Origin of the sequence: Microbacterium luteum, assembly GCF_015277875.1 — a bacterium.
GTDB lineage: Bacteria > Actinomycetota > Actinomycetes > Actinomycetales > Microbacteriaceae > Microbacterium > Microbacterium luteum.
Genome location: NZ_CP063814.1, coordinates 2,945,541 through 2,971,669 on the forward strand (window position 1 = coordinate 2,945,541; position 26,129 = coordinate 2,971,669).

Here is a 26,129-nt window from a genome sequence, read left to right on the forward strand (position 1 = left end):
CCCGGAGGAACCATGGCCGTCGCCGCCGCCCGCCTCGATCCCCATCACGAGATCGCCGACATCGACCGTCGCCTGTTCGGCGGGTTCGTCGAGCACCTCGGCCGCCACATCTACGACGGCATCCACGAGCCGGGTCATCCCGCAGCCGGAGCCGACGGCTTCCGGCGGGACGTCATCGAGCTCGTGCGCGAACTGGGCGTCAGCACCATCCGCTACCCGGGCGGCAACTTCGTGTCGGGATACCGCTGGGAAGACGGCATCGGCCCCGTCGACGAACGACCCCGCCGCCTCGACCTCGCGTGGCACTCCACCGAGACGAACGAGGTGGGCCTGCACGAATTCGCCGCGTGGCTCGAGCTCGTCGGCAGCGACCTCGTGCTCGCCGTCAACCTCGGCACCCGGGGCACCCAGGAGGCGCTCGACCTGCTCGAATACGCCAACGTCGACGCACAGACGGCATGGACCGACCGGCGGGCGGCGAATGGGCATCCGGAGCCGTTCGGCGTGAGGATGTGGTGCCTCGGCAACGAGATGGACGGACCGTGGCAGATCGGTCACAAGAACGCCGACGACTACGGCAAGCTCGCCTCCCAGACGGCCAAGGCGATGCGCATGATCGATCCGGGACTGCAACTGGTCGTCTGCGGCTCGTCGGCGCGGTCGATGCCGACCTTCGGCTCGTGGGAGCGCACCGTGCTGGAGCACACCCTCGACGACGTCGACTTCATCTCCTGCCACGCGTACTACCAAGAGCGGAACGGCGACGCGCAGGAGTTCCTCGCGTCGAGCGTCGACATGGCGAGGTTCATCGAGTCGGTCGTGACCACGGCAGACGCGGTCGCGGCGGCGAAGAAGAGCGACAAGCGCATCATGATCTCCTTCGACGAGTGGAACGTCTGGTACCTCCACGATGACGACGGCGGGCAGAACGACAAGCCCGAGGAGAAGGGATGGCCGGTCGCTCCGCGCCTGCTCGAAGACCGCTACAGCGTTCTGGACGGCGTGGTGTTCGGCGACCTGATGATCACCCTGCTCCAGCACGCGGACCGCGTGCGCTCCGCATCCCTGGCGCAGTTGGTGAACGTCATCGCTCCGATCATGACCGAGCCCGGGGGCCCGGCGTGGCGCCAGACCACGTTCTTCCCCTTCTCGCTCACCTCGCGCTGGGCGCAGGGGCGCGCGGTGCGCGTTCCGGTGTCGGCACCGACCTTCACGAGTCCCGCGCTGGGCGAGGTGGCAACCGTGAACGCCGTCGCGACGATCGACGACGACGGTGTGTCGCTCTTCGTCGTCAACCGGTCCACGGCCGAGCCCACGACCCTGTCGGTCGACCTGCGGCCGCTCCTCGGCGACCTGGGCCGCGAGATGGCCATCGACGAGGCGCACCTGCTGCACGACGACGACATCTACGCCGCCAACACCCTGGAGAGCCCCGAGCGGGTCGGCATCACGGCACTGGAGGCAACAATCGAGGACACGACCCTGCGCATTCCCCTTCCCGCGGTGTCGTGGGGATGCATCCGCCTGAGCTGAGCGACCGGCCGTATTCCGGCCGACCTCGCCCCGCTCCGCAGTCACCCATCCCACCCTCCGCAGTCACCTCACCCCGCCCTCCCGCAGTCACTTTGTGTGGGTGGAGAGGCCACGCACCCGCACAAAGTGACTGCAGAGCGACTCTCGTGGCGTGGGCAGCGTGCGGCGGCGGTGCGGGCCGGCGCCGTGCGGCCGTGCGGGCCGGGGTGGGCGGCCTGGGACGGCGCCGGGGTGGGCGGCGGCGGTGCGGGCCGGCGCCGTGCGAGCGCCGCGCGGCGTGCGGCGGCGGCGGGGGCGCCGTGCGGCGGCGGTGCGGGCCGGGCGGGCGCGCGGGGCGGCGTGGCCACGCACGGGAAAGCGCTTGCGTGGCAGACAGGGGCGTGGCACACTGGGGAAAGCGTTTACCCCTCGGGGTTCCCCGGCTTTTCCGCGACCGTGACGTCGCCGGATACGAGAGAGAAGGACCGCATGACCGACACCACGATCGCCCCGCCCCAGGCCGAGGTCCGCCCGGCCGTCCGCGAGATCGGCATCATCATGAACGGCGTCTCCGGACGCATGGGGTATCGGCAGCACCTGGTGCGCTCGATCCTCGCGATCCGCGACCAGGGCGGCATCGTGCTCTCCGACGGCACGAAGGTCACGGTCAAGCCGCTGCTGGTCGGCCGCAGCGAGGCGAAGCTCGCCGACCTCGCCGACAAGCACGGCATCGAGGACTACACCACCGACCTCGACGCGGCCCTCGCCGACCCCCGCTGGGAGATCTACGCCGACTTCCTCGTCACCAAGGCGCGTTCGGCGGCTCTCCGCAAGGCGATCGCGGCCGGCAAGACCATCTACACCGAGAAGCCGACCGCAGAGACCGCGGCCGAAGCACTCGAGCTGGCCAAGCTCGCCGCGGCAGCCGGCGTGAAGACCGGCGTCGTGCACGACAAGCTCTACCTCCCGGGCCTGCAGAAGCTGAAGCGCCTCATCGATTCGGGCTTCTTCGGCCGCATCCTCTCGGTGCGCGGCGAATTCGGATACTGGGTCTTCGAAGGCGACTGGCAGCCCGCGCAGCGTCCGAGCTGGAACTATCGCACCGAAGACGGCGGCGGCATCATCGTCGACATGTTCCCGCACTGGAACTACGTCATGGAGAACCTGTTCGGCGAGGTCAAGAGCGTCTACGCCCAGGCGGCCGTGCACATCGCCGACCGCTGGGACGAGAACGGCGAGCACTACACCGCCACCGCGGAAGACGCCGCCTACGGCATCTTCGAGCTCGAAGGCGACCCCGAGCACGGAAACATCGTCGCGCAGATCAACTCGTCGTGGACCGTGCGGGTCAACCGGGACGAGCTGGTCGAGTTCCACGTCGACGGCACCCACGGCTCGGCCGTTGTGGGCCTGTTCGGCGCCAAGATCCAGCACCGCAACGCCACCCCGAAGCCGGTGTGGAATCCCGACCTCGCCGACGACCACGACTACGACGCGGACTGGGCCGCCGTTCCGACGAACGACGTGTTCCAGAACGGCTTCCGCCAGCAGTGGGAGGAGTTCCTGGAGTCGTACGTGCTCGGCACCGACTACGCGTTCGACCTGCTCTCCGGCGCACGCGGCGTGCTCCTCGCCGAGGCCGGCCTGGAATCCAGCCGCGAGGGCCGCAAGGTCGAGCTGCCCGCCCTGAGCCTGGACTGACGTATGACCCACCTCACTCTGCTCGATGCCGCCGGGTCGACCTCGCAGGTCGCGCTGCGCGAAGCATCCGGATTCACCAAGCCCACAACGCCGCTGCGCAGCCGCCTCGCGTACGCGGCCGCGCACGTCGTGCCGCTGGTGCACGCCGACAACACCCCGGGGCGGCCCGCCGAGATCGACTGGGATGCGACGCTCGCCTTCCGCCGCTCGGTCTACTCCTGGGGCCTCGGCGTCGCCGACGCGATGGACACCGCCCAGCGGAACATGGGGCTCGACGCCGCCGCGGTGCGCGAACTCATCGCGCGAACGGCGCAGACCGCGCGCGAAGAGGGCGGATCGGTCGTCGTCGGCGTCAACACCGATCACGTCGAGGACGAGCACATCTCCCTCGACCAGGTGATCGACGCGTACCGGTCTCAGCTGGCCTTCACCGAGGAGCAGGGCGCCGCTCCCGTGCTGATGGCGTCGCGCCATCTGGCGCGCGCCGCATCCTCGGCCGAGGACTACCGCCGCGTGTACCGCGAGGTGCTCGGCGCGGCGCAGGTGCCGGTCGTGCTGCACTGGCTCGGCACCGCGTTCGACCCGACCCTCGAGGGGTACTTCACTTCGACCAAGCTCAGTACAAGCGGGTCGGCCGACTGGCGCGAGGCGTCCGAGGTGCTCCTGGAGATCATCGGCGAGAACACCGACAAGGTCGCCGGGGTGAAGATGAGCCTGCTCGACGCCGACGCCGAGGTGTCGGTGCGAGAGCGCCTCCCCGAGAGCGTGCGCATGTTCACCGGCGACGACTTCAACTACGTCGGCCTCATCGGCGGGACGGACATGCCGGACGTTGCGACGGGCGACGTTTCGTCTGGCTCTGCTCGCTCAACGACCGGGGAGGCCGGAGACGGGCGGGCCGGAGAGGCATCGGCCGGGGCGGCCGAGACGAAACGCGGATACTCCGACGCGCTCCTCGGCGCGTTCGCGGCGATCACCCCGGTCGCCTCCGCCGCGATCCAGGCGCTCGACGCCGGCGACGGCGCTCGATACCGCGAGATCCTCGAGCCCACCGAGGAGCTCAGCCGCCAGGTCTTCGCCGCGCCGACGTTCTACTACAAGACCGGGGTCGCGTTCCTGTCGTGGCTGAACGGCCACCAGCCGGCCTTCCAGATGGTCGGCGGGCTCCACTCCGCGCGCAGCCTGCCGCACCTGTCCCGCATCGTCGAGCTCGCCAACGCCTCCGGCGCCTTGGAGCGGCCCGAGCTGGCCGCCATCCGATGGCACGGGATGCTGCGCCTGAACGGCGTCGACGTTCCGGGGGTGATCGCGTGAGCGTCGATCCGCGCCTGTCGATCAACCAGGGCACCCTCAAGCACGCCGACCTCGCCACGGCGCTCGCGGCCACATCCGGTGCGGGCGTCCCCGCGATCGGGCTGTGGCGCGAACCGGTGCAGGAGGTGGGCCTCACCACGGCCGCGTCGATGCTCGCCGACTCCGGGCTGCGCTTCACGACACACTGCCGGTCCGGCTTCTTCACGATGCCCGAGGGCCCCGCCCGCCGCGCATCCCTCGACGACAACCGCGTCGCCGTCGAGGAGGCCGCCACGCTCGCCGCGGCGGGCGCCGAGGGATCCACCGCGGTGCTGGTGCTCGTCGCCGGCGGTCTGCCCGAGGGCTCCCGAGACCTCATCGGCGCCCGCGAGCGCGTGCGAGATGCCATCGGCGAGCTCGCTCCGCACGCCGCCGAAGCGGGCGTCACCCTCGCGATCGAGCCGCTGCATCCGATGTACGCCTCCGACCGCTGCGTCGTGTCGACGCTCGGCCAGGCGCTCGACATCGCGCACGACTTCGACCCGTCCGTGGTGGGCGTGACCATCGACACCTTCCACATCTGGTGGGACCCGGATGTGCTCCCGCAGATCGAACGCGCCGGTCGCGAGGGACGCATCGCGACGTATCAGGTGTGCGACTGGAAGACGCCGCTCCCGGCCGACGTGCTGCTGAGCCGGCACTACCCGGGCGACGGCGTCATCGACTTCGGGCCGATGACCCGCGCCGTCGTGGATGCCGGGTACACCGGCGACATCGAGGTGGAGATCTTCAACGCCGACGTGTGGGCGACCGACCCGGCCGAAGCCGTGCGACGCACCTCCGACGGCTTCACGGCTGCCGTCACGCCGCACCTTCCCGCGGTCGTTCCCGCCTGATCCCGCGCGGGCGAGCCCCTAGAATCCTGCACGTGACCCGAACACCCTCGACCGCCCGCAGCGCGGCCACCCTGCACGACGTGGCCCGCGAGGCAGGGGTGTCGTTGGCGACGGCCTCCCGGGTGCTGAACGGCTCCACGCGCAAGGTCGCCGAGAGCTACCGCGAGAAGGTGGAGGCGGCCGCTGAGCGCCTCGGCTACACGGCGAACCTCTCCGCGCAGGCGACGGCACGCGGCACCTCCGCCGTCGTCGCCCTGCTCGTCGCCGACATCGCCGACCCCTACTTCGGCCAACTCGCCTCGGGTGTGGCACGCGGCGCCGACGAGGCGGGCCTGGTCGTCACGATCGCCATCACCGAGCGCGACCCGGCGCGCGAGGTCTCGCTCGTCCGCGCGCTGCGCGGTCAGCGCCCGCGGGGCCTGATCCTGGCCGCCTCCCGAACGACCGGCCCCGACGCCGCGGGGCTCGACCCCGAGCTCGAGGCGTTCCGGGGCATGGGCGGACGGGTCGTCATGCTCGGTCCGGCACCCGACAGCATCCGCTCGGTCGCCGTCGACAACCGTGGCGGGGCCCGCGCGCTCGGCGCACGCCTGCGCCAACTCGGCTACCGCGAGGCGGTCATCGTCGGCGCGCGCGAGGGCATCCAGACCTCCGATGACCGCATCGCGGGGTTCACCCACGGCTTCACCGGTGCCGGCGGGCGCATCCGCAGCGTCGTTCGCGGCGGCTTCACCCGCGACGCCGGGTACGCCGCCACCGAGGCGCTCCTGCACGATGAGGTGCCCCCGGGCACGGTCATCTTCGGCATCAGCGACGTCGTCGCGATCGGCGTGATGTCGGCGGTGCGGGATGCCGGGCGCGAGGTCGGCGCCGACATCGCCGTCGCCGGCTTCGACGACATCGCCACCGGCCGCGACATCCGGCCCGGCCTCACGACCGCGCATGTGCCGCTCGATGAGCTCGGCTACCGCGCGCTGCACGCCACCGTCGACGAGGAGTGGGACGCCTCCCAGCCGCCCCTGCCCGTCGAGGTGGTCGTGCGCGGCAGCACGCCACCCCGCCCCTGACCCCGCCGGCGCCTGACCTCCCCGGCGCCACCAGCTCGTCGACACCGTCAGCCCCGGTGAACAACACAGGAGATCCGCGGCGCCCGGGAGCTGAAACCTGCCGACACACTGCGCCCCGACCGGAATCTCCTGTGTTGTCCGCGGCCCACCCGGCGAGCCGCCACTCGCCGCTGCCCGCTCTCGCCTGCATCGACCTCTGCCGCCCGCTGCCCGAGCTACCTGGCGAGGCGTCTCCGCGGTGAACAACACAGGAGATCCGCGTCGAATCGGGCTGAAGCCGCGCCGACAGGCCTGCTGCGCGCCGAATCTCCTGTGCTGTTCACGGCCGGCCGCCGCCGCCGACATGGGAGAACGTTTCCCGGGCGGATAGAGTGGCGCGAGCGAGAGGAGGCCGCATGCCGCGCCCACCGAAACGGGTGACCATCGCCGACGTCGCCGCGAAGGCGGAGGTGTCGCTGTCGACCGTGTCACGCGTGCTCAACGGCAATGTCACCGTCGACCCGGCCATGGCCGAGCGCGTGCGCGCCGCGGCTGCCGAGCTCGACTACTCCGCCAGCCCCCTCGCCCGCAGCCTCGTCCTCGGCCGCACCCAGACGATCGCCGTGGTCGTGCCCGATCTCGGCAACCCGACGTTCCAGGAGATCCTGCGCGGACTCAGCCGCGCGGCCGGAACCGCGGGCTACCACGTGCTCGTCGCCGACTCCGCCGAATCGGTCGACCAGGAGCGGGTGCTCGCCCTCACGACCCGACGCCGCACCGACGGCGTCGTGCTGTGCGCGCCGCGCATGGATGACGACGCCCTCGCGGCGTCGCTGCGCGAGCTGTCACCGGTGGTCGTCGTCAACCGCGACGTCGACGGAGCTCCCGTGGTCGGGGCGGATTACCGGTCCGCCTTCGCGGAGATCCTCACCCACCTGCACGGCCTCGGTCACCGTCGCTACGTCTTCCTCTCCGGCAATCCGCGCAGCGCATCGAACGCCGCGCGCGTCGACGCGATCACCGCGTTCGCCGGCGCGCACGCCGAGGTGGAGATCACGCAGCTCCCGTGCGGGGTCGACGTCGACAGCGGTGCGCGGGTCGCGCCGGAGGTGCGCGCCTCGGGCGCGACCGCCGTGCTGGCCTACAACGACCTCGTCGCCATGGGAGTCATGGGAGTGCTGCGACGCGATGGCGTGCGCATCCCCGAAGACCTCTCGGTGACCGGGTTCGACGACATCCCGTTCTCGCGCTGGACCTCGCCCACCCTCACCACCGCGGCGGTGCCGGCCGAAGACCTCGGCGCACGCGCGTGGGAGGCCATGCAGGATCTGCTCACCGGCGCTCCGGCGGAGCCCGCCGCGCACTGGCTCCGCCCCGTCGTCGCGCTGCGCGAGAGCACGGGACCCGCCCCGTCCTGAGCGGCCGCAGCATCCACCGCATAGGAGCACGGCCACGCGTGTTACACTGAGAAAACGTTTCCTGAGGAGCCATCGATGACCCACCTCCGCTACGCACTCGCCGGCGCCGGCGCGCGCGCCCAGATGTACGTCGACGCGATCACGACGACCTACGCCGACCGCGCCTCGCTCGTGGCGATCCTCGAGCCGAACCCGGTGCGTGCGCAGTTCCACGCCGACCGCGTCGCCGAGAGCGGCAAGCCCGCGCCGCTGATCTACTCCCCCGATCGCCTGGAGGAGATGATCGCCGCAGAACAGGTGGACCGCGTGATCGTCTGCGCGCGCGACGACCTGCACGCCGAGCTCATCGTGCGGTCGCTGGATGCCGGTGCCGACGTCGTCGTCGAGAAGCCCCTCACGATCGACGCCGCCAGCGCCGCCGCGATCGAGGATGCGATCGACCGCACCGGACGCGACGTGGTCATCACCTTCAACTACCGCTACTCCCCGCGCAACAGTGCGCTGCGGCAGATCCTGCAGGAGGGCACGATCGGGGAGATCACCTCGATCGACTTCTCCTGGATGCTCGACACCAAGCACGGCGCGGACTACTTCCGCCGCTGGCACCGCGAGAAGGAGCACTCCGGCGGCCTGCTCGTGCACAAGTCCAGCCACCACTTCGATCTCGTCAACTGGTGGCTCCGGTCCGTCCCCACCCGCGTCTACGCGTCGGGCGGGCTGCGCTTCTACGGTGCGGAGAACGCCGACGCGCGCGGGCTCGGCGCACGCGCTCCGCGCGGAAGCCACGACGACGCCGGCGCCTTCGAACTCGACCTGCGGGCCGACGCGAACCTCAAGGCCCTGTACTTCGATGCCGAGGAGCACGACGGATACCTGCGCGACCGCGACGTGTTCGGCGAGGGGATCACCATCGAGGACAATCTCGCGCTCGTGGTCGACTACGCCTCGGGCGCGACCCTCAGCTACTCCCTCAACGCGCACGCTCCCTGGGAGGGCTACCGCGTGGCGGTGAACGGCACGAAGGGGCGCGTCGAGCTCGAGGTCGTCGAGCGCGGCGCCGTGCTGGCCGACGAGGGCCTGCATCCGGTGCTCGACCCGAGCGCGGTCGACGCCGGCTCGTCCGGATCCCTGCGGCCCGAAGGCGAGCGCCTCCTTGTGCAGCGTCACTGGGAGGCCGCGACCGAGGTCGAGATCGAGAACCTCGCGGGCGGGCACGGCGGCGGCGACCGTCTGCTCCTGGCCGACGTCTTCGAGGGGCCGGGCGATGACCCGCTGCAGCGTCCCGCCGACTGGCGCGACGGTGTGCGTTCCATCTCGGTCGGCATCGCCGGCAACCGGTCGCTCGCGACGGGCATGCCGGTGCGTGTGGCCGACCTCGGCATCCGCTTCCTCGCCGCGAGCCCGGAGTCGGTGCCGGCGTGACGCGCATCGTCGTCACCGGTGGCGCCGGCCGGCTCGGGCGCTCGCTCGTGGCCGGTCTGGCTGATGCCGGACACGAGATCGTCTCGCTCGATCGTGAGGTCTCGGATGCGGTCGAGCTGACCTCGCGGGACGCGGTCACGCAGGCGGCCGTCGACCTCACCGACGCCCACGCCGCAGCCGCGGCGGTGGCGGATGCGCGGGCCGACGCGCTCGTGCACCTCGCCGCGATCGCCGTGCCCTTCAGCGCACCCGAAGACGTCATCCTGCGCACGAACGCCGCGCTCGCCCTGAACACGATGTCCGCGGCCGTCACCGCCGGTGTGCCGCGGATCGTCACCGCGTCGAGCCCCACCGTGCTCGGCTACGGATCCCCCACCGGATGGGTGCCGCCGTCGATGCCCCTCGACGAGTCCACGCCGCCCCGGCCGTGGAACGCCTACGCCCTGTCGAAGCTGCTCGCCGAGCAGACCGCGGCGATGCTCGCGCGCCAGACCGGCGACGCGACGCGGTTCGCGGCGTTCCGGCCGTGTTACGTCATCGCGCCGGAGGAGTGGGAGGGAGCCCTCACGCAGCAGGGGCACACCGTGCGCGAGCGCCTCGACGATCCGGCGCTGTCGGCGCCGGCCGTGTTCAACTACGTCGACGCCCGCGACGTCGCCGCCTTCGTCGACGTGCTCCTGGCCGCGATGGGCGACATCCCGAACGCCGAGACCTTCTTCGTCGGCGCCGATGACGCGCTCGCTCGCGAACCGCTGTGCGATCTCGTGCCGCGCTTCCACCCCGGAACCGAGGAGGTCGCGGCGGGCCTTGTCGGCACGACCCCGGCGTTCACGAGCGCGAAGGCCGCGCGCCTGATCGGATGGCGCCCCACCCGCACCTGGCGCGACGAACTCGCCGCCACGGACGCCCGCGCCGCGGGATCGTCCCCCGACTCCCGAAAGGACACCGCCGCGTGAGCACCGGAATCGCCTTCGACGGCATCCTCTTCTTCCCCGTCACGCCCTTCGACGCCGACGACCGCGTCGACGACGAGCTGCTGCGGCGCCACGTCGGCACCACGATGGAGCACGGCCCGGGCGGGGTGTTCCCGGCGTGCGGCACGGGCGAGTTCCACGCCCTGTCGACGGATGAGGCCGCGCAGGTCGTGCGGTCCACGGTCGAGACGGTCGCCGGGCGCGTTCCCGTCGTCGCCGGTGCCGGCGGTCCGCTCGGCCACGCGATCGGGGTCGCACGCGCGGCTGCGGATGCGGGAGCCGACGCGCTCCTCGTCCTCCCGCCGTACCTCGTCGGCGGACCGCAGGCGGGCCTGATCGCCTACGTCGAGGCGATCGCGGCGGCATCCGATCTGCCCGTCGTCGTCTACCACCGCGCCAACGCGCAGTACTCCGTCGATGCGATGCGGCACCTCGCGCGCAATCCCAAGGTCATCGGCTTCAAGGACGGGGCCGGCGACATCGGCACGGCGCAGCTGATCGTGCGCGCGGTCGCGGAGGAGGGCCGCGACGATTTCGCCTTCTTCAACGGCCTGCTCACCGCCGAGCTCACCCAGGGGGCGTACCGCGGCATCGGCGTGCCGCTGTATTCCTCGGCGGCGTTCGCGATGATCCCCGAGGTCGCCGCCGCCCACTACCGTGCGTACATCGCCGGTGACGAGGACCGTCGCCTGCAGCTGCTCGACGGGTTCTTCCGCCCGCTCGTCGCGCTGCGCGACGAGACCCCCGGCTTCGGCGTCTCTCTCATCAAGACGGGCCTGCGGCTGTCGGGGATGCCGGTCGGCGGCGTGCGCGCCCCGCTCGTCGACCCCTCGCCCGCCCAGGAGGAGCGCCTGGCCGAGATCCTCGAGGCCGGACGGGCCCTGCTGTGACCGCGGTCGCTGCGGCGGAGGAGCATCCGACCGTCGCGACCTTCGAGACCCGGCTGATCCGGGTGCCGCTGACGCGCCCGTGGGGCGCCGAAGTCACCTCCGTCGGTGTCGTCGAGACGCACGTGGTGCGCTCGGACGGAGCGGAGGGCTGGGGCTTCTCGTGGACGCCGCAGATCGGCGCGGAAGCGGTGCACGCGATGCTCGCGAACGACGTCGCCGCCTTCGCCCGCGGGCGTTCGGCAGACCCGGGTTCGGAGTCCCTGGCGCTGTGGCAGCACCTCCACGAGGCCGGCGGCGGCGGGGTCACCACCATCGCGATGGCCGGGCTCAACCTCGCGCTGTGGGATGCGGCGGCGCGCGAGCGGGGCACGTCGCTCACCGGGTTCCTCGGCGGGCAGCGTCGCAGCGCCCGCGCCTACGGCTCCGGCGTGAACCTGCATTACCCGATCGACGATCTCGTCGCCCAGGCGCGACGGTGGGTGGATGCCGGCTTCGACGCCGTGAAGGTCAAGGTCGGCAAGCCCGACGTCGCGGAGGACCTCGACCGCATGCGTGCGGTGCGCGAGGTACTCGGGCCCGACCGCGCGCTCATGATCGACGCGAATCAGCGCTGGGACCTCGACCGCGCGACGCGGAACCTCGAGGTGCTCGCCGAGGTGGCGCCGGCGTGGATCGAGGAGCCGCTGCGCGCCGACGACCTGGCCGGGCACATCGCGCTGTCCGAGCGTCTGGCGGCCTCCAGCCGCATCCCGATCGCCGTGGGCGAGAATCTGCACAACGTCTTCCGCTTCGACGACTTCCTGCGCACCGGAGCCGCCCAGATCGTGCAGCCGAACGTCGTGCGCGTCGGCGGCATCACGCCGTTTCTGGGGATCGCCGCCGTCGCGGCCGAGTACGGTGCCGCCGTGCATCCGCACCTGCTGCCGGAGCTCTCGGGACAGCTGGCGCTGTGCCTGCGCGGTGTCCCCGGCGTGACGGATCCGCTCGTCGAAGACGTCGAAGACGCCGGCTTCGGCGAGCTCAACGCCCTGCGGGACCCCTCGCCCGTCCGCATCCACAACGGCGCCCTCACCGAGACCGACCATGTCGGGCTCGGCATCCGCTTCACCTGACCGCCTGCGACCACTCGGGAGCAATCATGAGCACCAGCATCACCGACCTCGACCGCCTCGTGTCCGCCGCCGCGGAGGCCGCGCCGGCGTGGCGCACCTCGTCGGCCGACGACCGCGCCCGCTGGCTGCGCGCCGCAGCCGACGCACTCGACGCGCACGCCGACGAGCTCGTCGCGATCGCCGACGAGGAGACCCGCCTCGGCGAGACCCGCCTGCGCGGCGAGGTCGGGCGCACGACCGGCCAGCTGCGCCTGTTCGCGAGCGTCGTCGAGGAGGGCTCGTACCTCGAGATCACGATCGACGACGCCGACGGCGCCGCCACCCCGCCGCGCCCCGAACTGCGACGGATGCTCACCGGCGTCGGCCCGGTGGCGGTGTTCTCGGCCTCGAACTTCCCCTTCGCGTTCTCCGTCGCCGGCGGCGACACCGCCTCGGCCCTCGCGGCCGGGAACCCCGTGGTCGTGAAGGCGCACTCCGGCCATCCCCGCCTGTCCGAGCGCACCGCCGAGATCGTCGCCGCGGCCCTGGAAGCGGCGGGAGCACCCGCGGGCTCGCTCGGTCTCGTCGAGGGCCGCGAAGCCGGCAACGCCCTCGTGCAGCATCCCTCGATCCAGGCCGCCGGGTTCACCGGCTCGCTGGGCGGCGGACGCGCCCTGTTCGACCTGGCGACCGGGCGAGAGGACCCCATCCCCTTCTACGGCGAGCTCGGCAGCGTCAATCCCGTGGTTCTCACCCCGGCCGCCGTCGCGCGGCGCGGTGAGGCGCTCGCGCAGGGCCTGGTCGCCTCGTTCACGCTCGGAGTCGGGCAGTTCTGCACCAAGCCGGGTGTGGTGTTCGTCCCGACCGGATCCGGCTTCGACGAGCTCGTCGCGCGCCTCGTTCCGGGCGCATCCGGTGGGCCGCTGCTTACCGATCGCATCACCGCGGCGTTCCCGTCCGGTCTCGCGCACCTCGAGGCCGACCCGTCGGTCTCGGTCGTCGCCGGATCGGCCGAACAGGCCGAGGGCACCGCGCAGCCGGTCGTGCTGAGGACCGACGCCGCCGCCGTCGCGGATCGGCCCGAGACGCTGCTCGAGGAGTGCTTCGGCCCCGTGACGCTGCTGGTCGAGTACGCCGACGACGCCGCGCTGCAGCGTGCCCTGGAGGCGGTGCCGGGCAGCCTCACGGCCACCCTGCACGCCGAGGACGACGACGCCGTCGACGACGTGCTCGAGGTGCTGCAGCGCAAGGCCGGACGCGTGCTGTTCGCCGGCTGGCCAACCGGCGTGGCGGTGACGTGGGCGCAGCAGCACGGCGGTCCGTGGCCGGCGACCACCTCGCTGCACACCTCGGTCGGCGCGACGGCGATCCGCCGGTTCCTGCGGCCGATCGTCTTCCAGGACGCCCCGCAGCGTCTGCTGCCCCCGGTGCTGCGCGACGACGCCTTCCCGTCGCTCCCGCACCGCCGGAACGGCATCCTCACCCTCCCCTGACGCGGTGCCGCCGGGCTCCGGTGGGCCGCGGGGCTCCGGCGACGGTGGGGAAGTGACGTGGGGGGCTCCGGCGAGGCTGGGGCTCCGGCGAGCCACGGGGCTCCGGCGGGCCGCGGGGCTCCGGTGGGCCGCGGGGCTCCGGCGACGGTGGGGCGGTGACGCCGCGGGCTGGCAACGACGGGCTGCGGCCGGGCGGCGCGGGCCGGCGACGATAGGCTGCGGCCGGGCGGTGGCCCCGGCGATGGTGGGGGCCGCGTCTCCGCTCACGTCGTGCCCCAACTCAGGCTGGGCGAACCGAACGGCCCGGATTCCAGGCCTCCCGGCCGTACCCGGGCTCCTCCATCCTGAGTTGGTGCACACGTCGGGTGTGACACCGGGGCGGCATCGAGTCGAGACCTTGCCTCACCGGGCGACAGACGACAGAAGGCGCCGAACCCCCGCACGTGGTGTCACCTGTCGGCGTCTCGACGGGCGACGGGCACCAACTCAGGCTGGGGGACCACGAGCCGCCGGAATTCCGACCTCTCGGCCGTACCCGAACTCCCCGAGCCTGAATTGGTGCACACGGTGGGGTGAGACTCCGGTGCGGCATCGAGTCGACCATCCGGTGCCGCGCCAGGGGACAGACGGCAAAGACGCCGACGCCCGCACGAGGTGTGAGTTGTCGGGCGGCCTGACCGGCGACGTGCGCCAACTCAGGCTGGATGGCACTCACCGGGCCGGGAAATCGATACCAGGCCGCATCTGGACCTCCTCAGCCTGAGTTAGGCACCAGCACGCGGGCGGAGGGAGGTCGGGGCGACCGGGGGCGGGCAGGCGGCGGGGTCAGAGGCGGAGGAGGTCGGGTGGACGGAGGAAGGTCAGAGGGATGCGGCGAGGGCGGCGCCGGCTTGCGCGAGCCACGTCGCGGGGTCGGCCATGGCCGCCTCCGGCGTTCCCGCCAGGTCGGTCAGCGACGCGGTGGCGGCGAAGGCCGAGGTGTCGGCCTCGGGCGAGATGCGGCCGGCGACGAGCATCGCGGGCACGCCGGCAACCGCCGCCAGGTGGTGCACCCGGGACGGCACCTTGCCGGCGGCCGACTGGCCGTCGAATGCGCCCTCGCCCGTGACGACGACGGCGGCGCCGCCGATCGCGTCGGCGAGCCGGATGAGCTCGGCGACCTCTTCGGCGCCGGGAACGAGATCGCCGCCCCACAGGCGCAGGGCGAAGCCGGTACCGCCGGCGGCACCCGAACCGGGTGCGTCCGGGTCGACCCCGACGAGGTCGGCGAGGCGGGCGAGCGCTGCATCCACAGCCGGGATGTCGTCCCCACCCAGACCCTTCTGCGGACCGAAGACGGCTGCCGCTCCCCGCGGGCCCGTCAGCGGATGCGTGACGTCGCTCAACACACGGACGCCGCCGGCTGGAAGCGGGGCGAGACCCGACAGATCGACCTCGGCCACATCGCCGAGTCCGCGCGCACCGGGAGCGACGGGCGCGCCGTCGACGTCGAGCACGCGCGCGCCGAGCGCGGCGAGCATCCCCACCCCCGCGTCCGTCGACGCGCTCGAACCGATCCCGAGGACCAACCGCGAGACGCCGTGGTCGAGCGCGGCGGCGATCGCCTGCCCGAAGCCGCGTGTGTCGGCGTCGAGCGGCCGGAGTCGCGGGGGCGTTCCCAGCAGCTCGATGCCCGAGGTGCCGGCGAGTTCGACGACCCCGGTGCCGGCGTCGGCGTCGGCGTCGGCGGTCGGCGGAAGCAGCAGCCAGTGCGCCTCGACGGGCGCGCCCTCCGGTCCATCGACCGTCACGGGCATGAGCGTCGCCCCGGGCACGGCCGCCGCGAAGGCGGCGACGGTGCCTTCGCCGCCGTCCGCCATCGGCCGGTGCACGATCCGGTCGCCCGGTCGCACGTGGTGCCACCCCGCTTCAAGCGCGTCAGCGGCGGCGTCTGCGGCGATCGAGCCTTTGAACGAGTCCACCGCGAGCACCACGGTGCCTGGAGGACGGCCCTCGGTCGCTCCGGTCATGCCACTCCTTCGTCGACGCGGTCGCGATGGGATGGACTCCGGTGGAGCATCCCACGGAAAGCGTATTCCACTCGAAAGGACGAAGCGACTAGGTGTGATGTCCAGGCAGGTTGTTGAGTCTGGTGAGGGGCGGGGCTCCGATTGCGGAGTGGCGCCTGTGGTGATTGTAGAAGTGGACCCAGCCTGGTAGCGCTTCGCGACGCTCAGAGTCGGATCGGTAGAACCGGGCGTAAGCCCACCCATCGGCGAGGGTGCGGTGGAATCGCTCGATCTTGCCGTTCGTCTGCGGTCGGTAGGGCCGCGTCCGTTTGTGCGTGATGCCCAGCCCAGCGCAGGCGTCTCGCCAGGCGAACGACTTGTAGGCCGACCCGTTGTCCGAGAGCACCCGTTCGACAGTCACGCCGCGGTCGGCGAACCACGCGACGGCGCGCTCGAGCACGCCGATCGCGGTGACGGCCTTCTCGTCGGGGCAGATCTCGACGTAGGCAACACGCGAGTGGTCATCAACGACGGTGTGGAGGAACGCGGTCCCGACGTTGGGTTCGTAGCCCCTCCGTTTCCCGGTGCGCTTCGCCGTGGTCTCGCGGTTCCGGTCGCCCTGCTGCTTGCCGACGTATCGCCATCCGCCGCCGTCAGGAATGTTGCCGAACTTCGTGACGTCGACGTGCAGCAGTGAACCGGGATGGTCGTGCTCGTAGCGGCGGATCGGCTCGCCCGTGACCCGGTCGATATGGCTGAGCCGACTGATCCGGCACCGGACCAGCACCGCGTGGACCGTCGAGGCCGGGATCTGGAGCTCCTCCGAGATCTGCGCTGGACCCAGGCGACGCCGCCACCGCAACCGCACGATCTGCTTGACCGTCCGCGCTGGTGTCTTGCTCGGCATCGACCGGGGCCGACTGGGCCGATCGGTCATCCCGGCGGCGCCCTCGGCACGGAACCGGGCGGCCCACTTACGAGCGGTGATCGGCGACACCATGAACATCTTTGCGGCGGCCGTCGCCGGCCACCGATCCTCGACGATCAATCGCGCGAGCCTGAGCCGTGCGCGGGGCGTGAGAGCAGCATTAGCGTGGGACACGAGGGCCTCCTGTTGCACGAAGCGGTTCCTAGACAGCTCCACTTCACAACGGGAGGCCCTCGCCCGTCAGCAAATCACTCGCGATTCACGTAGCAACGTCCCTGGACATCACAACTAGGCGTCGACCGGCCGCGCGGTGCCCCCCGTCACATGGACGACCTCGCCGGTCTCGATCTCGACCCCGACGACGAACTTCCCCGATGGCGTCGCTCGAACGTCGATGACCTCCCCCTCCCCGCGAGGCGTTGCGACGACGGTACCGGGCGTGAGGGATGAACGCGTCATGCATCGATCGTCCCGCGAGGACGCTCCCGCCGCATCCCCCGCCCGTCGGATCCTCCGCCTCCGCCTCCCAGCGGAGTCAGCGGCCGCGCGACGCGGCACACGCGGTCACCGTCGAGGTGCCGTGCTGACCCGTTCGACGAGCTGGGCCGGGATGACCGCGCCACCCCCGGACGAATCATCGACGAGGGCCGATACGGCAGCCTCGCCGAGCGCGTCGAAGTCCTGCCGCACGGTCGTCAGCGGCGGCCGGTAGTCCCGGGCGTCCGGCACGTCGTCGAATCCGACCACGCTCACGTCCGCGGGAACGTCGAGCCCCCGCTCGGCGAGGCCCCGGAGCATCCCGAGCGCCATTTGGTCGTTCGCGCAGAACACCGCCGTCGCGGCGTCGTCAAGCAGTGCCGCGGCGGTGTGGCCGGCGCCCGACGTCCACGCACCGCGCAGCGGCTCCGCGACCTCGAGCCCCGCATTCTCGAGCGCCTCGCGCCAACCGCGCTCGCGCTCGGCCGCCGCGTAGCTGCCCAGCGGACCGGCGAGGTGACGGATGCGCGTATGACCGAGCGCGATGAGGTGCCGTGTCGCCGCCCGCGCGCCGCCGGCATGGTCGGTCTGCGCGGTACCGGTGCGCCCGGCACCCGCCTGCCCGGCACCCGCCTGCCCGGCACCCGGCCGACCGTTCCGCGGCGAGGCGGTGGCGGGATGTGCGGAACTCCCCGGCCCCGCCGCATCCTCCGCGGGCGCGTCGACGACGACCAGCCGCAGGCCCTCCGGCGGTGCGACGTCCCGTGCGAGGAGGGTCGCCTCGTTCAGCACGACTACACCGTCGACGCCCTGGTCCTCGAGCCGCTCGAAGGCCGACGCGATGCCGCCGTCGACCTCGGCGTGCAGCGTGACCACGACGAGGGCGAGGCCCCGGGACGCGGCCGCATCCGAGACCGCTTGCAGCATGCGCGAGTTGCCGACCGTGGCGAGGGTCGACACCACGAGCCCGATGGTGTGGGTGCGACCGGTGCGCAGCGCACGTGCCGCGCGATGCGGCCGGTAGCCCAGCTCGGCCATCGCCGCCTCGACGCGCGCCCGCGTCGCCGGATCCACCCGCGGGCTGCCGTTGACCACGCGCGAGACCGTCTGTCCGGAGACGCCGGCGCGCGCGGCCACGTCAGCCATCGAGACCCGCCGCACCTGTCCCGCGATCCGCCTCGGCATGCGTTCCCCTCTCGCACCGACCCGCGTCATCGGGTGAACAACGCAGGCATGTTGACGCTAACACACCCCTCCAGGTACCGTGTTGACGTGAACACACCTGAGTTCTTCACGGCCGAGCTGTCCGGCGGCGTCGTCAAGCGGGCCACCCGCCTCGCCGACGGCCGCGAGCTGATCTACTTCGACGACCCGGACACGTCGCTGCCGGCCGAGCGCGCCATTGACGCCCGCACCCTGGATGCGCGCCCCGCCACCGCGACGATGCGGCGGGATGTGCTCACCGGCGACTGGGTCTCGATCGCCGCGGCACGTCAGAACCGCGCGTTCCTGCCGCCGGCGCACCTCGATCCGCTCGCCCCGCAGACCGCGACCAACCCGTCGGAGGTGCCCTCCGTCTACGACGTCGCGGTGTTCGAGAACAAGTCGCCCTCGTTCGGCCCGGCCCTGGCCCGCGCCACCGGCGACGCACCCGCAGCCGACGATGCGCCGCAGAGCCTCGACGACCTCGACGCTCCGGGGCTCGGCCGCACCCGCACGTCGGTCGGACGCTGCGAGGTCGTGTGCTTCAGCCCCGAGCACGCGGGGTCGTTCGGCACCCAGAGCGCCACACGCGCCCGCACCGTCATCGAGGCGTGGGCCGATCGCACCGCCGCGCTCTCCTCCCTGCCCGGCATCGCGCAGGTGTTTCCGTTCGAGAACCGCGGCGAAGAGATCGGGGTCACCCTTCAGCACCCGCACGGTCAGATCTACTCCTATCCGTACATCACTCCCCGCACCCAGTCGCTGCTGCGCTCGATCGCCCGCGAGGGCGACGACCTGTTCGCGCGCATCGTCGCGTTCGAGGCGGCCGGTCCCCGCGTCGTGCTCGAAGCCGAGCACTGGCTCGCCTACGTGCCCTTCGCGGCGCGCTGGCCGATCGAACTGCACCTCGCACCCCGGCGCCATGCCGCCGACTTCACCGAGCTGACGGATGCCGAGCGCGACGAACTCGCGACGGTCTACCTGCGTCTGCTCCGCGGCGTCGACACCCTGTACGACACCCCCACGCCGTACATCGCCGCGTGGCACCAGGCCCCGGTCGCCGTCGGACGCGACACGGCGCGCCTGCACCTGCAGCTGACCTCCCCGCGCCGCGCCGCCGACAAGCTGAAGTACCTCGCCGGATCCGAGGCCGCCATGGGGGCCTGGATCGGCGACATCCCGCCCGAAACCGCCGCCGACCGCCTGCGCGAGGCCGTCGCATCCATCCCGGAGGTGTCCCTGTGACCTCGCCCGAACCCGCATCCGACACCGCCCGGCAGGCACGCGAGCTCTTCCGCGAGCTGACCGGAGCCGAGCCGGTGGGAACGTGGTCGGCGCCGGGCCGAGTGAACCTCATCGGCGAGCACACCGACTACAACGACGGCTTCGTGCTGCCCTTCGCCATCCCCTTCCGCACGCACGTCGCGGTGGCTCCACGCACCGACGGCGTGCTGCGGGTCGTGTCGGAGGTCGACCCGGTGCTGGTCGAGGTGCCGGTCGCCGAACTCGAGGCCCTGTTCCCCGCGCGTCGCGACGAGGTGCCGGAGTGGGCCCGGTACCCGCTCGGTGTCGCGTGGGCGCTGCTCGCCGCATCCGGAACCGCCGCGACCGACGTCACCGGCGCCGACCTGGCCTTCTCGTCCGATGTGCCGGTGGGCGCGGGCCTGTCGTCGTCCGCGGCGATCGAGGGGGCAACGGCGACCGCGCTCGCCGACACGTGGGGGCTCGATCTCGACCGGGTCGCCCTCGCCCGGGCCGGACGCACCGCCGAAAATGATGCGGTGGGAGCACCCACCGGGATCATGGATCAGATGGCCTCGATGCTGGGCGAAGCCGACGCGGCCATCTTCCTGGACTGCCGCACGCTCGCCACCGAGGTCGTCGACCTCGGGTTCGACGCCGCCGACCTCGAGCTCGTCGTGATGGACACCGGCGTGAAGCACTCCCACGCCACCGGCGGCTACGGCGAGCGCCGTGCCGCCTGCGAGCGCGGGGCCGCGGCGATGGAGGTCGCGGCGCTCCGCGACGTCTCGGTCGACGACCTGCCGCGGGTGGCCGAGCGCGTCGACGAGGTGACGTTCCGCCGCGTGCGCCACATCGTGACCGAGAACCAGCGCGTGCTGGACACCGTGGCGGTGCTGCGGGATGCCGGACCCACCGCGATCGGCGAGCTCCTCGTCGCCTCGCACGCGTCGATGCGAGACGACTTCGAGATCTCGGTGCCCGAGCTCGACACCGCGGTGGATGCCGCGCTGGCCGCCGGCGCGATCGGCGCCCGCATGACCGGCGGCGGGTTCGGCGGGGCCGCGATCGCCCTGGTCTCGCGCGAGAAGGTCGCCGACGTGACCGACGCCGTGCGGCGTGCGTTCGCCGCTCGCGGCTTCGCCGACCCTCACGTGTTCTCTGTCACCGCCGCCGCCGGCGCCGGCCGCGACGCCTGAGGCCTCGCAGCGGCCGTACCCCACCACGCGCATCGCGGACGGTCAAGCCCTGGCTCGCACGTGTCGCCGGCCGTAGCGTCGACGGCGGATCGGACACTCCGGTCCGCCCCGGCATCCCGGGAGCGCAGCGAGAAGGGCGACCGCACGTGGCGTACATCACCGTCGGGACCGAGAACTCGGTCGACGTCGAGCTCCACTACACCGACCAGGGACCGAGCACCGGAACACCGGTCGTGCTCATCCACGGCTATCCGCTGAACGGGGAGTCGTGGGCCCGGCAGCAGTATCCGCTGCTGGATGCCGGCTACCGCGTCATCGCCTACGACCGGCGCGGCTTCGGGGCATCCACGAAGACCGCCTCCGGCGCCGACTACGACACGTACGCCGCCGACCTCCACGCACTCATGGAAGAGCTGGACCTTCGCGACGCCGTGCTCCTCGGCTTCTCCATGGGCACCGGCGAGATCGCCCGCTACCTGGGCCGCTACGGCGCCGACCGCGTCGCCAAGGCCGGGCTGCTCAGCGGCATCCTCCCCTACCTGCTCGCCACCGACGACAACCCCGACGGCGCGGGGCCGCAGGGGTTCTTCGACGACCTGCGCGCACAGGTGAGGGATGACCGCTTCGCCTTCGTGCGCGGGTTCTTCGAGGGCTTCTACAACCTCGAGGAGAACCTCGACCGGCGCATCTCGCAAGACGCCGTCGACGCGAACGTGCAGGTGGCCGCGCACGCGGGCAACGTCGCGATCGCCGATGCGACGCTGACGTGGCCGACCGACTTCCGCGCCGACATCGCCGAAGTGGCCGCGAGCGGCATCCCGTGCCTGATCGTGCACGGCACCGCCGACAACGTCGTGCCCATCGACGCGTCGGCCCGACGGCTGCGGGATCTCCTGCCACAGGCGACGTACGTCGAGCTCGAAGGGGCACCGCACGGCCTGCTGTGGACCCACGCCGACCAAGTGAACGAGGCTCTCTCGGCGTTCCTGTCGGTGTGAATCTCCGCCGCCGCCGCGGCGCACGGGGGCGCGGCGGCGCCGGAGTAGCCTGGGTGAGCCACCGACCCGCACCAGGAGGACGGCGTGAGCGAGACCCCCCGACGATTCCCCGCATCCGTCTACCGCGAGGGCGACGAACCCGACCCGCGGTTCAGTCTCGCCAACGAGCGCACCTTTCTCGCGTGGGTGCGCACGGCCCTCGCCCTCATGGCCGGCGGGGTCGCGCTCGAGGCTCTCGAACTTCCCGAGAACACCGGCTTCCGCCTCGCCGCCGCCCTGATCTTCGTGCTCCTGGGCCTGCTGGCCGCCGTGCACGCATGGCTGAGCTGGGCCCGCACCGAACGCGCGCTCCGTCGCAGCAGCGCCCTGCCCGCGCCCGCGACCGCCCTGATCATCGTCGTGGGCGTCGTGGTCGCCGTCGGCCTCGTGCTCGCCGGCTTCGTGCTGGAGCTGCGGTGACCGACCGCCCGTTCGACCCCGGCCTGCAGCCCGAGCGGACGCTCCTGTCGTGGCGTCGCACGTGCCTGGCCCTCGCGGTCGCGAGCCTCGTCTCGGTGCGCTTCGCCGCCGAGATCCTCGGGGTCGCCGCGATCGCCTTCGGGGTGGTGGGGCTGGTCATGGCCATCGCCGCCTACGTCGCCGCCGGGCACCGCTATCGCCGGGCGCACCAGGCCCTGAGCACCGACGGCGAGCTGCCGACCGACGGGGCGGCGCTGGTTCTCATGCTCGGAGCCCTGGTGACCATCGGCACGGCGTGCGCCGTGTATGTCGTCGGCATCGCCGCATCCCGTCTCTGACCCGGCACGCGAGCAGACACATAAGCCATACGACATTTGGCTTTGAGGTTCGAGCATTGTTCGGTTTACTTCTCCCATGGCACGAAGAGGTTCCTACGCGAAGGGCGTGGCGAAGCGGGAGGAGATCCTCGAGCGAGCCCTCGACGTGATCGCGCGCGAGGGGTTCCGTCGCACATCCGTCAAAGACCTGGCCGAGGCCGTCGGCCTCAGCCAGGCCGGGCTCCTGCACTACTTCGGCACGAAGGAGCAGCTGTTCACGGAGATCCTCCGCAAGCGCGACGAGCTCGACAATGCCGCGCTCGGCGCCGCGACCGGCGACCGGACGCACGACGACGCCATGCGCGAGGGCTGGGTCGGCGTCATCCGCCACAACCAGCGCGTGCCGGGACTGGTGCACCTGTTCGCCGCGCTGTCCGTCGACGCCGCGGACGCGGAGCACCCGGCGCACGACTACTTCATCGAGCGGAACAGGCGCCTGCGAGAGACCCTCGCCGAGGCCATCGAGGATCGCCTCGACCCGCGCGTCGACCCGGAGACAGCCGGGCGCCTGCTGCAGGCGGTTGCCGACGGCCTGCAGCTGCAGTGGATGCTCGAGCCCGACCTCGACATGGCCGCCGCGACCGGCGCGCTCCTCGACATCCTCGTGCCGCCCAGGGAGGATGCGACGTGAGCGCCGATCCGGTCGCCGATACCTCCGCAGGCCGCGTGCGCGGCCGGTGGCGCGACGTCGACGGCATCCGTTCGGCGGCCTTCCTCGGCATTCCGTACGCCGAGCCGCCGGTGGGCGACCTGCGGTTCGCCGCGCCCGTGCCGCGTACGCCCTGGGACGGCGAGCGCGACGCGACCGGATTCGGCGCGACCCCGCAGCGGATCGACGGCGGCGAGACGCTCATCCCGGAACCGGCGATCGCGGGAGAGGACATCCTGTCGGTGAACGTCTTCACACCCGCGCCTGGTGGCGACCACCTGCCGGTCATCGTCTACATCCACGGCGGCGGGTACGTCTCGGGGTCGCCCGCGAGCGCCTGGTACGACGGCGCGGCCTTCGCGCGCGACGGTGTCGTCACGGTGACCCTGTCGTACCGGCTCGGGTTCGACGGGTTCGGGCATGTTCCGGGCGCCCCGGCGAATCGCGGGGTGCGGGACTGGGTCGCCGCGCTGGAGTGGGTGCGGGAGAACATCGCCGCGTTCGGCGGCGACCCCGACCGCGTGACGCTCGCGGGCCAGTCTGCCGGCGGCGGAGCCGTGCTCACCCTGCTCGCGCTCCCCGCCGCACGCGGACTGTTCCGCGCGGCGTGGGCGATGTCGCCCGCCCTCGCCGACGTCTCGCCCGAGACGGCACGCTCACTGTCGGCGAGGATCGCACACCTCGCCGGCGTGCCCGCCACGCGGGAGGGATTCGGTGCCGTGCCGCGCGAGGATCTCCCCGCCCTCGAGCGTCGGGCAGCGAGACCGGAGTCCGGCTCGAGACTCGAGGCGCTCCGGGCGCTCGTCGACGACGCGCTGTCGTGGGGACCCGCCGTCGACGGTGAACTCATCGAACGACCCACGGTGGATGCGATCCGCGACGGCGCGGGAGACGACATCCCGCTGGTGATCGGCGCGGTCGATGACGAGATGACCTTCATCACCGACCGGGCGCGACGGCCCCTTCGCGTGGTGCCGGCGGGTATCGCCCTGGGACTGCTCGGCGTCGAGCGGGGGCGGCGCCGCGACTACCTCGCGGCGAACGCCGAGCAGCGCCGCCGAGGCACGGCCGCGGTCCTCGGCCGATACCTCGGCGATGTCGTCTTCCGGTCGCTCGTGGCGCGCGTCGCGCAGGCGCGGGAGGGCGCGCCCGCCCCGACGTGGGCCTACCGGTTCTCGTGGGTGTCGCCGACGAAGGGTTGGGCGCTGCACTGTCTCGACGTGCCCTTCTGGTTTGACGTGCTCTCCGCGGAGCGGGTCGCCGCGATCGCCGGCGAGGCTCCGCCGCGGGCCCTCGCGGCCGCGGTGCACGACAGCGCCGCCGCCTTCGCCCGCACGGGAGACCCGGGGTGGCGACCATGGTCGGAGGCGCCCGGCACCACCCGCGTCTTCGGCGGGTCAGGGCCGCTGCCCGGGGTGATTGCCGACGGCTACCGCTCCGTCGCCCCGCTCGTGTGACCCGTCGCGTGCTGACCAGTCTCCTGTGACTCGGCGCGTGTGACTCCGCCTCCCACGTCGACAACGCCGCCTCGCGCGTAGACAACGCCGCCGCGCGCGTCAACAACGCAGGAGATTCCGGGCGAATCCCGCGCTCCTGGCCTCCACAGGGCCGACGCGCCACAGATCTCCGGTGTTGTTCACGCAACGCGCCGCGACAGAGCGCCTCCGGCGGTGCCCGAGAAGAGTCCGCGGATGGCTGCGACCACCTCCTCCGGTCCCCACATGATGTCTTCCGCGATCGGCCGATACACCGCGAAGCCACGCGCGGCAGCCGCCTGATCCCGACGACGGTCGCGGCGCTGCGCCTCCCAATCGGAGTGGAACTCCTCGCTGTCGCACTCGATGATGAGCCACCCGTCGACGAGGAAGTCGACCCGCCCGACGCCGGTGATCCGGACCTGCACCTCGTAACGCAGGCCGAGGGCCCGAAGGATCAGCCGCACCAGTGTCTCCGGTCCCGACTCAGCTCTGCCGTCGACCAGGGGCAGTAGGGCCGTGTACCTCCCGGCGAGCGCGCCGAACAGTTCCCGCAGGTCGTCGCGGTGCACATACCCCCGCTGCAGCGCCGAGTCGATCGAGGCGATCGCCGCGCGAGGACTCTGGCACCTCACCGCGCACGCGACCGCGTCGAGCGGTTCGACGGAGGTGGCGCACGGGTGTGGGCGACGGACCAACCGCCCCCAGTGACGCCGCACCGGCCGGGATATCCCGGGCACACGGGAGGCGTGCTCCGGAAGATGAACGTCGAGATCGGCGCGCTCCATCACGAAGACGCCGGCGCGACGCAGCTCGGACGTGCACGTCAACAGGCCCCCGATGCTCACCGCGTCCACCGTGTCGACGGGCACGCCCATCGGAAGATAGGCGTTTCGTCGCGGGTGCAGGAGCGTGCCCGCCGTCACGGCTCGCGCGAGGTCGCGATCCGTGACGCCTTCCTCGCGCAGATCGCGGCGACGGGCGAGAAGCGGGGCGGGTTCGGCATGTCTGGCCATCGGCCAACCGTGCCCGGATGCCGCAGACGTCCGGGCAAGTCGCGACCACCCTGTGGATCGATGCGGCAACTGCCGAGCCGGGGAGGAGAAGTGGCCGCGGCCGCCTCCGGTGAACAGCACAGGAGAAACGACGGGGAAAGGGCCGTGGGCGCCCGGATAGCGGCCACACCGCGCGGATCTCCTGTGTTGTTCACCGGCGGAGCGCAGCGCGCCCGCGTCTCGTCACGAGAGGAGTATCCGGGTCGGGTGCAGGCGAGCGGCGACGCGACGCAGGCCACATGGTGTGAACAAGACAGGAGAAACAGTCGGATTCCGGGCTGCCGGTGGCTCTCAGCGGGTGTTGCGCGCGGATCTCCTGTGTTGTTCACCGGCGGCCGCGGCA

23 protein-coding genes are annotated in these 26,129 nt (G+C 72.2%); 18 read left to right on the forward strand and 5 right to left on the reverse strand.

Annotated elements, in window-relative coordinates:
- The first annotated feature begins 12 nt into the window (after nt 1–12).
- The 11 genes from arfA to IM777_RS14415 all read left to right on the forward strand — a co-directional run bounded on the left by arfA (nt 13) and on the right by IM777_RS14415 (nt 13,736).
- Nucleotides 13–1,533: an arabinosylfuranosidase ArfA gene (gene arfA / locus IM777_RS14365; protein ID WP_194383837.1), complete on the forward strand. Its 1,521-nt coding sequence runs from the start codon at nt 13–15 to the stop codon at nt 1,531–1,533.
- A gap of 468 nt (nt 1,534–2,001) precedes the next feature.
- Complete coding sequence (locus IM777_RS14370) at nt 2,002–3,213, forward strand: Gfo/Idh/MocA family protein (protein ID WP_071044961.1); 1,212 nt, start codon at nt 2,002–2,004, stop codon at nt 3,211–3,213.
- Between the two features lie 3 nt (nt 3,214–3,216).
- Nucleotides 3,217–4,527 carry a dihydrodipicolinate synthase family protein gene (locus IM777_RS14375; protein WP_071044962.1) on the forward strand — a complete coding sequence of 437 codons (1,311 nt, stop codon included), beginning with the start codon at nt 3,217–3,219 and terminating at the stop codon, nt 4,525–4,527.
- Nucleotides 4,473–5,402 carry a sugar phosphate isomerase/epimerase family protein gene (locus IM777_RS14380; protein WP_083336538.1) on the forward strand — a complete coding sequence of 310 codons (930 nt, stop codon included), beginning with the start codon at nt 4,473–4,475 and terminating at the stop codon, nt 5,400–5,402. Before IM777_RS14375 ends, IM777_RS14380 begins: the two co-directional genes overlap by 55 nt.
- Nucleotides 5,403–5,434: 32 nt before the next feature.
- Complete coding sequence (locus tag IM777_RS14385; protein ID WP_071044964.1) at nt 5,435–6,469, forward strand: LacI family DNA-binding transcriptional regulator; 1,035 nt, start codon at nt 5,435–5,437, stop codon at nt 6,467–6,469.
- Nucleotides 6,470–6,864: 395 nt separating this feature from the next.
- Nucleotides 6,865–7,866, forward strand: coding sequence for a LacI family DNA-binding transcriptional regulator (locus tag IM777_RS14390; RefSeq protein WP_194383838.1), 1,002 nt, complete (start codon nt 6,865–6,867; stop codon nt 7,864–7,866).
- Between the two features lie 75 nt (nt 7,867–7,941).
- Nucleotides 7,942–9,288: a Gfo/Idh/MocA family protein gene (locus IM777_RS14395; protein WP_194383839.1), complete on the forward strand. Its 1,347-nt coding sequence runs from the start codon at nt 7,942–7,944 to the stop codon at nt 9,286–9,288.
- Nucleotides 9,285–10,244, forward strand: coding sequence for an NAD-dependent epimerase/dehydratase family protein (locus IM777_RS14400; protein ID WP_194383840.1), 960 nt, complete (start codon nt 9,285–9,287; stop codon nt 10,242–10,244). Before IM777_RS14395 ends, IM777_RS14400 begins: the two co-directional genes overlap by 4 nt.
- A gap of 8 nt (nt 10,245–10,252) precedes the next feature.
- On the forward strand, nt 10,253–11,152 hold the full coding sequence (locus IM777_RS14405; protein WP_194385589.1) for a 5-dehydro-4-deoxyglucarate dehydratase: 900 nt from the start codon (nt 10,253–10,255) through the stop codon (nt 11,150–11,152).
- The gene (locus IM777_RS14410) at nt 11,149–12,264 is read left to right on the forward strand and encodes a mandelate racemase/muconate lactonizing enzyme family protein (protein WP_228480836.1); all 1,116 of its coding nucleotides are present in this window, start codon (nt 11,149–11,151) and stop codon (nt 12,262–12,264) included. The genes IM777_RS14405 and IM777_RS14410 overlap by 4 nt, the downstream gene beginning before the upstream one ends.
- 26 nt (nt 12,265–12,290) lie before the next feature.
- Nucleotides 12,291–13,736, forward strand: a complete 1,446-nt coding sequence (locus tag IM777_RS14415) for an aldehyde dehydrogenase (NADP(+)) (protein WP_194383841.1) — start codon at nt 12,291–12,293, stop codon at nt 13,734–13,736.
- 860 nt (nt 13,737–14,596) lie between these two features.
- On the opposite strand, the gene IM777_RS14420 is transcribed toward IM777_RS14415, so the two are convergent.
- From IM777_RS14420 to IM777_RS14435, 4 genes are all read right to left on the reverse strand, one after another.
- On the reverse strand, nt 14,597–15,745 hold the full coding sequence (locus tag IM777_RS14420) for a glycerate kinase (protein WP_194383842.1): 1,149 nt from the start codon (nt 15,743–15,745) through the stop codon (nt 14,597–14,599).
- A gap of 88 nt (nt 15,746–15,833) precedes the next feature.
- Nucleotides 15,834–16,826, reverse strand: coding sequence for an IS481 family transposase (locus IM777_RS14425; protein ID WP_194383843.1), 993 nt, complete (start codon nt 16,824–16,826; stop codon nt 15,834–15,836).
- Between the two features lie 114 nt (nt 16,827–16,940).
- The gene (locus tag IM777_RS14430) at nt 16,941–17,111 is read right to left on the reverse strand and encodes a hypothetical protein (RefSeq protein ID WP_194383844.1); all 171 of its coding nucleotides are present in this window, start codon (nt 17,109–17,111) and stop codon (nt 16,941–16,943) included.
- Between the two features lie 105 nt (nt 17,112–17,216).
- Nucleotides 17,217–18,275, reverse strand: a complete 1,059-nt coding sequence (locus IM777_RS14435) for a LacI family DNA-binding transcriptional regulator (protein WP_194385591.1) — start codon at nt 18,273–18,275, stop codon at nt 17,217–17,219.
- Nucleotides 18,276–18,401: 126 nt separating this feature from the next.
- Between IM777_RS14435 and galT the strand changes: the two genes are divergently transcribed.
- From galT to IM777_RS14470, 7 genes are all read left to right on the forward strand, one after another.
- Nucleotides 18,402–19,577 carry a galactose-1-phosphate uridylyltransferase gene (galT, locus tag IM777_RS14440; protein ID WP_071044972.1) on the forward strand — a complete coding sequence of 392 codons (1,176 nt, stop codon included), beginning with the start codon at nt 18,402–18,404 and terminating at the stop codon, nt 19,575–19,577.
- Nucleotides 19,574–20,773: a galactokinase gene (gene galK, locus IM777_RS14445; RefSeq protein ID WP_194383845.1), complete on the forward strand. Its 1,200-nt coding sequence runs from the start codon at nt 19,574–19,576 to the stop codon at nt 20,771–20,773. Before galT ends, galK begins: the two co-directional genes overlap by 4 nt.
- 146 nt (nt 20,774–20,919) lie before the next feature.
- Complete coding sequence (locus IM777_RS14450) at nt 20,920–21,771, forward strand: alpha/beta fold hydrolase (RefSeq protein WP_071044974.1); 852 nt, start codon at nt 20,920–20,922, stop codon at nt 21,769–21,771.
- Between the two features lie 84 nt (nt 21,772–21,855).
- Nucleotides 21,856–22,230, forward strand: a complete 375-nt coding sequence (locus tag IM777_RS14455) for a YidH family protein (protein WP_071044975.1) — start codon at nt 21,856–21,858, stop codon at nt 22,228–22,230.
- On the forward strand, nt 22,227–22,568 hold the full coding sequence (locus IM777_RS14460) for a DUF202 domain-containing protein (protein ID WP_194383846.1): 342 nt from the start codon (nt 22,227–22,229) through the stop codon (nt 22,566–22,568). Before IM777_RS14455 ends, IM777_RS14460 begins: the two co-directional genes overlap by 4 nt.
- A 76-nt stretch (nt 22,569–22,644) precedes the next feature.
- Nucleotides 22,645–23,238 (forward strand): TetR/AcrR family transcriptional regulator, encoded by a 594-nt coding sequence (locus IM777_RS14465; protein WP_194383847.1) that lies wholly within the window; start codon nt 22,645–22,647, stop codon nt 23,236–23,238.
- Nucleotides 23,235–24,713, forward strand: coding sequence for a carboxylesterase/lipase family protein (locus tag IM777_RS14470; protein WP_194383848.1), 1,479 nt, complete (start codon nt 23,235–23,237; stop codon nt 24,711–24,713). Before IM777_RS14465 ends, IM777_RS14470 begins: the two co-directional genes overlap by 4 nt.
- A 179-nt stretch (nt 24,714–24,892) precedes the next feature.
- Here IM777_RS14470 and IM777_RS14475 read toward each other — a convergent pair whose 3' ends face one another.
- Nucleotides 24,893–25,747: a DUF559 domain-containing protein gene (locus tag IM777_RS14475; RefSeq protein WP_228480837.1), complete on the reverse strand. Its 855-nt coding sequence runs from the start codon at nt 25,745–25,747 to the stop codon at nt 24,893–24,895.
- Nucleotides 25,748–26,129 lie beyond the last annotated feature (382 nt).